The organism is Moraxella bovoculi 237, assembly GCF_000696305.2.
Taxonomy (GTDB): Bacteria; Pseudomonadota; Gammaproteobacteria; order Pseudomonadales; family Moraxellaceae; genus Moraxella; species Moraxella bovoculi.
Genome location: NZ_AOMT01000028.1, coordinates 23,052 through 29,297, shown reverse-complemented (window position 1 = coordinate 29,297; position 6,246 = coordinate 23,052). Strand labels below are relative to the sequence as shown.

At 47.1% G+C, this 6,246-nt stretch carries 6 protein-coding genes; 2 read left to right on the top strand and 4 right to left on the bottom strand.

Annotated elements, in window-relative coordinates; translation table 11 throughout:
• Positions 1–15 precede the first annotated feature (15 nt).
• Together tkt and serS are read right to left on the bottom strand one after the other, a co-directional pair.
• Complete coding sequence (gene tkt, locus MBO_RS07980) at positions 16–2,016, bottom strand: transketolase (protein WP_036366521.1); 2,001 nt, start codon at positions 2,014–2,016, stop codon at positions 16–18.
• A gap of 120 nt (positions 2,017–2,136) precedes the next feature.
• Positions 2,137–3,396, bottom strand: coding sequence for a serine--tRNA ligase (gene serS / locus MBO_RS07975; RefSeq protein ID WP_036366520.1), 1,260 nt, complete (start codon positions 3,394–3,396; stop codon positions 2,137–2,139).
• 205 nt (positions 3,397–3,601) lie between these two features.
• Between serS and MBO_RS07970 the strand changes: the two genes are divergently transcribed.
• Both MBO_RS07970 and MBO_RS07965 read left to right on the top strand, forming a co-directional pair.
• The gene (locus MBO_RS07970; protein ID WP_036366518.1) at positions 3,602–4,255 is read left to right on the top strand and encodes a YcxB family protein; all 654 of its coding nucleotides are present in this window, start codon (positions 3,602–3,604) and stop codon (positions 4,253–4,255) included.
• A 269-nt stretch (positions 4,256–4,524) separates the two neighbouring features.
• Positions 4,525–5,019, top strand: coding sequence for a Dps family protein (locus MBO_RS07965; RefSeq protein WP_036366516.1), 495 nt, complete (start codon positions 4,525–4,527; stop codon positions 5,017–5,019).
• Positions 5,020–5,067: 48 nt separating this feature from the next.
• Here MBO_RS07965 and gloA read toward each other — a convergent pair whose 3' ends face one another.
• Together gloA and MBO_RS07955 are read right to left on the bottom strand one after the other, a co-directional pair.
• Positions 5,068–5,601 (bottom strand): lactoylglutathione lyase, encoded by a 534-nt coding sequence (gloA, locus tag MBO_RS07960; RefSeq protein ID WP_036366514.1) that lies wholly within the window; start codon positions 5,599–5,601, stop codon positions 5,068–5,070.
• A 21-nt stretch (positions 5,602–5,622) separates the two neighbouring features.
• Positions 5,623–6,246 (bottom strand): carbonic anhydrase, encoded by a 624-nt coding sequence (locus MBO_RS07955; protein WP_036366512.1) that lies wholly within the window; start codon positions 6,244–6,246, stop codon positions 5,623–5,625.

The window sequence follows — 6,246 nt, the reverse complement described above, 5'->3', positions numbered from 1 at the left end:
TTTTTTATGGTGTTATTAGATTAATGACTTTACTGCTTCCACGACTTTATCGGTCGTAATACCAAAATGATTAAACAAGTCTTTGGCAGGGGCAGACTCACCAAAGGTCGTCATACCAATGACCTTGCCGTCAAGTCCAACGAATTTATACCAATAATCGGTAATGCCTGCTTCCACCGCCACACGAGCACGCACATCGCTAGGCAATACGCTTTCGATATAATCACAGTCTTGCTTTACAAAAATCTCAGCACATGGCATGGACACCACACGCACGCCCACGCCCTGCTCACTCAAAGCCTTATGAGATTGCATTGCCAAGTCCACTTCTGAACCTGTGGCGATGATGATGGCTTGCAAGTCGCCTTGTTCTTTGGCAAGCACATACGCCCCTTTTTCAATCAAAGCAACCTGTTCGTCCGTGCGGTCTTGATGAGCAAGGTTTTGGCGAGACAGGATAAGGGACGTTGGGGCATTGGCGGTTTGTAGAGCAACTTTCCATGCCGCCGCCGTCTCCACCGTGTCGCACGGTCTCCAAGTGAAATGGTTTGGCGTTTGGCGTAGGCTTGCAATCTGCTCCACAGGTTGATGGGTCGGGCCGTCCTCACCAAGCCCAATGCTGTCATGGGTATAGACGTTGATGACACGCTGCTTCATAAGTGCCGACATACGCACGGCATTACGAGCGTACTCCATAAACATCAAAAACGTGGCAGTATAAGGGATAAATCCGCCATGCAACGCCACCCCATTAGCGATGGCGGTCATACCAAACTCACGCACACCATAATGCACATAGTTGCCGTCAGCGTGGTCTTGTACACCCTTAGCACCGCTCCACAAGGTCAAGTTTGACCCTGCCAAGTCTGCCGAACCGCCCAAAACCTCGGGCAATAATGAGGCAAACGCACCAATGGTATTTTGACTTGCCTTACGAGTGGCGATGGTGTCACCTTTGGCTTGGCAGGCTTTGATAAACTCGTCCGCTTTGGCGTTAAAATCGCTTGGCAACTCGCCTGACAGTCTGCGTTGTAGTTCGTCCGCCTCACTTGGGTATTTGGCTTGATAGTCGGCAAATTGGTCGTTCCAGTCGCCTTCCAACTTCTCGCCTTTATCGCACGCATTCCACGCTTGATAAATCTCATCGGCAATTTCAAATGGGTTATTGTTCGCCCAACCCAGCTCGGTACGAGTCAAGACGATTTCATCGTTGCCCAAGGGAGCTCCATGGCTATCTTCTTTACCTTGTTTGTTGGGACTGCCAAGACCAATGACGGTTTTGCAGATGATAAGCGTGGGCTTGTTGGTTTCGGCTTTGGCTTTTAAGGTTGCTTCACGGATGGCATCGGCATCATGTCCGTCCACACGCAGTACTTGCCAGTTATAGCTTTCAAAGCGTTTGGCAGTGTCGTCTGAGAACCAGCCTTCCACCTCACCATCGATAGAAATACCATTGTCGTCATAATAAGCGATGAGCTTGCCAAGTCCTAACGTGCCAGCGAGCGAACAGGCTTCGTGCGACACGCCTTCCATAAGACAGCCGTCCCCCAAAAAGCAGTAGGTATAATGGTCAATGATGGCGTTGTCGGGCTTGTTAAATTGTCCTGCCAAAGTCTTTTCAGCCAAGGCAAAACCCACCGCATTGGCAATGCCCTGCCCCAAAGGTCCTGTGGTCGTCTCAATGCCGTCCGCATAGCCGTGTTCGGGGTGTCCTGCGGTTTTGGCGTGAAGTTGGCGGAAATTTTTGATGTCGTCAATGGTCAAATCATAGCCCGACAAATGTAGCAAGGCGTACAATAGCATAGAGCCATGTCCGTTTGACAATACAAAGCGGTCTCGGTTTGCCCATTTGGCGTTTTTGGGGTTGTGATTTAAAAATTCACGCCACACGACTTCGGCAATGTCCGCCATGCCCATGGGAGCCCCAGGGTGTCCTGAGTTGGCTTTTTGGACAGCGTCCATGGCAAGGATACGAATGGCGTTGGCGTTGTGGCGTTGATTTAGAGGGGTTGGCATGGTGTTTTTCCAAGTTTAACAAGTAAAAATTTGCGGTATTATAGCATATTACGCCTTATTGGGCGAATTTTGGCAATAAAAACCGCTTAATCCTAAAACTAAACGGTTTGTATGAAAACATTATTTCAACACTTCGAGTCCACCCATATAAGGCTGTAACACCTTAGGAATATTGACCGTGCCGTCTGCGTTTTGGTGGTTTTCTAGGATAGCCAGAAGCGTTCTGCCCACCGCAAGCCCTGAGCCGTTTAGGGTATGGACAAGCTCGGTTTGCTTGCCATCCTTGACCCTTGCTCCCATACGGCGAGCCTGAAAATCGCCACAGTTAGAACAACTGCTAATCTCACGATAAGTATCCTGAGACGGTAGCCACACTTCAATGTCATAAGTCTTGACCGCCCCAAAGCCCATGTCGCCTGTGCATAGCGTGATGACACGATAGGGAAGCTCCAACGCTTGCAAAATGCTCTCAGCTTGGGCGGTCATCTCGTCTAGGGCTTGCATAGACGTATCGGCACGCACGATTTGCACCATTTCTACTTTTTCAAATTGGTGCTGACGGATAAGCCCACGAGTGTCTCGCCCGGCTGACCCTGCTTCACTTCTAAAACAAGGCGTATGAGCCGTGAGCTTCATCGGCAAATCGCTCGGAGCAAGTATAGTATCACGCACGGTGTTAGTGAGTGGCACTTCGCTTGTCGGTATCATGTAATAGCTGTCTGATACCTTAAATAAGTCTTCTTCAAATTTTGGCAGTTGTCCTGTCCCCTTTAAGCTCTCAGCATTTACCATATAAGGCACATACATTTCGGTGTAACCCTTACTGATATGCGTGTCTAGCATAAACTGAATCAACGCTCGGTTCAGTCTGGCAAGTCCGCCCTTTAACGTGCTAAATCTTGCTCCCGTGAGCTTGCTCGCCAACGCAAAATCAAGCTGCCCCAATCCCTCGCCAATGTCGGTATGGTCTTTAATCTCAAAATCAAAGGCTCGTGGCACGCCCCATTTGCGTACTTCCGCGTTGTCGCTCTCGTCCGCCCCCACAGGCACGCTGTCATCGGGCAGGTTTGGTATGGCAAGGCTTGCATTTGTGATGACCGTCTGCAAGTCTCTTAGCTCGTTTTCGGCGGTTTTCATCTGTTCGCTGACTTTTTCCATTTGGGCAAGCAGGTCATCGGCATTTTCGCCACTGCGTTTTAATTCGCCAATCTTTTTTGCCCCTGCGTTTTTTTGGGCTTGCAATTCTTCGGTACGGACTTGTAACTCTTTGCGTTTGATTTCCACATCAGTCCAAAATGCCACGTCAAGCTCATAGCCACGGGTTGCCAGTTTTTCTTTTAAAGCGGTCAAATCACCACGAAGTAATTTAGGGTCTAACATGATTTACCTATGAATGTTCTAAAATTAAAAAATGATGCTTATCATAGCAAAAAAGGCTTGAAATTTCAGCAAGTTTGCCCGTTTTTGGACAAATTTTAGCAAATTGCGCGATTTTTAAAGTTTTTGGTTTATTTTTTGGTATAAAATCGGTAATATAGGCGCAAATTTCTATTTTATTTTTGGCAATCCCAAAAAGGAGCTGATCGTGAGCAAGGCGCTTTACCCTTACACCCTAAAACCCATCGCACTGAACATGACCGACGCGGAATTTCGTGGCGCACAGCTTGCCTTGTTCGAAAAAGGCGCGAGCAACTTTACTCTAAAATCCATTCGCACCAAAGAATGGATCGTCATGGCGGCGGTGGTGGTGGCGGCGATCGCAGGGCTTGTATTTGTTAGTGGCTATTCGACGATCATTTTTTGGATCATGTTAGCGCTTGTGGGCATCTACTTGTTGGCGCGTACTTTGGGACTAAAATGGTACATGCGTCGCGAATATGACAAGCAAGTAGCTGGCGCACAGATGCCTGAAGAGATGGCAAACGTACAATTGGGCGTGCAGTCGCATGGTCTGGTGATGAGTGTTCCTGCGCCTGCCGGCATGCTGAACAGCCCCCAGATGCGCGGTATGCAAATGCGTTCAGCGCCAATGCAATCGGCGGTCATCCCTTGGAACGCCGTCAGCAGCTGGGATGAAACTGATGAGTATGTATTCATGATGTTCGAGATGAGAGGGCAAAAAGGCAGCCAAATCATTCCAAAGCGCCTCGAAGACAATGGCCTACCCATCAAAACCATCCTCAAACATCTGTCAGAAGTAAAACCTAAAGGTCTAGAATCACTGACACAGACAGTCTAATAGTCGATTAGCACTTGCAAAAGTAGATACCAAACAGCAACGATTTTGTCTTTGCTGTTTTATTTTTTTGGAGTAAGATAGATTTGATGATATTAAATGATGAAAATTTATACAGTTTCATCAGGTCATTTTTGAAGTTACTTTAATAAAATCAAAGTCGATGGTTGCGATAATCAATTTCCCATTATCGCAAGGTTTTGTTAGGATATATACATCGATGAGACAACACATCATCAATTCATTCATCAACTAAACAAAGGTAGAACATCATGGCTAAAAAAGCAGCAAATAAAAAAACCACCACTCAAATCGGCCTTGAGAAGGCAGAAGTTACCCCTGTCATCAAGGCATTAAACAACCTACTATCAAGCTATCACGTTTTTTATATTAACGTGCGTGGTTACCACTGGAATGTTAAGGGTGAGCATTTCTTCACTCTACACCCAAAATTTGAAGAGCTATACACCGAGCTACAACTTCAAATTGACGAAATCGCCGAGCGTATTTTGACACTAAGTGGTACACCGCTACACGCATACAGCGACTTTACCAAAGCATCAAGCATTAAAGAAGATAAAGACGTCTTTGATGGTCGTGGATGTGTGACCGGCGTGGTAAAAGGCCTGCAAGCCCTGATCGAAGAGCAGCGTAACGTGGCTGAGCTTGCCGAAGAAGCCAGCGATCAAGGTTCCGTTGATCTGGTGACAGGATATGTCCAAGAACAAGAAAAACTGGTATGGATGTACAATGCCTTCCTAGGCTAATCCGTCAGCCAATAAAATATCCCCAAATTTGGGGATATTTTTTATGAATTAGTATTTTAATTCAATGATTTCAATCCAATAACCGTCAGGATCTTTGATGAAGGCGATGTCTTTCATACTGCCATCTTCTGGACGCTTTTGAAATACCACGTTATTCTCATCGAACCATTTTACCGCATCTGCCAGATTCGGCACGCTAAAGCAAATGTGCCCAAAACCGCGCGGGTCGCTGTTGCCATTATGATAGCTAAATTCAGCGTCATTCTCAGTGCCATAGTTATGGGTAAGCTCTAAGATGCTGCGTTGGCGAGAGACGTAAGCCGTCAAGTTATCCACATTCGACAGATTATTACGCTCTTCTTCGGTCAGCTTGGCAAGAAAATACAAATCAAATTTCGCATCAGGAAATTGGCTGTGGCGAAGCAAAGTCATGCCCAGCACGCCTGTATAAAACTCTAGCGATTTCACAGGATCTTTGATGCGCAGCATGGTATGGTTATAGACGAAGCCTTCAGACTGTACAGGAATGTCTTTTACGCCATTAGCATTAAGCGCATTGGCAGGTTGTTTAATGATGCTCATCATTTTCCCCTTGGTGTTAAGTTAATTGAAGAAATTTACACGGCCTGTTGCGACGTCATATTCTGCGCCAATGATGGTCAGACGACCTGCATTCACCATGTCTTCTAAGATGCGCGAGCCGTGTTTTAGCTGACTGACGGACATGCGCACATTAGCGCGTACCGCTCGGTCAATAAATTCATCCATGTCAATCTCGCCATCGCCTGCTGTTGCGATTTCATGCAAGTTATAGACGCTTGGGCGGATACGATCGACAATGGATTGTAGGTTTGGTGAATAGTATTGATCGGGATTTGCCAAAGCCTCAACACACGCAGTCACAGCACCGCAATGGCTGTGCCCCAAGACAACGACCAGCTGCGTGCCAAATTTCTCAGCGGCAAATTCAATCGAGCCAATCTGACTTGGCGCAACCACATTACCTGCGACACGAATCACGAATAAATCACCAAGTCCTTGATCGAAGATTAATTCTACCGGCACGCGCGCATCTGAGCAGCCTAGAATGATTGCATTCGGCTTCTGCTCTGCAACCAGCGTTGGCGGCGGGATACGAAGCGGCTCCGTGCTGGTCAGATTCGCCACGTAGCGCTCGTTACCCGCCTGCAACATCTCAAGGACGGTATTGGCATCTAAATTATTCAT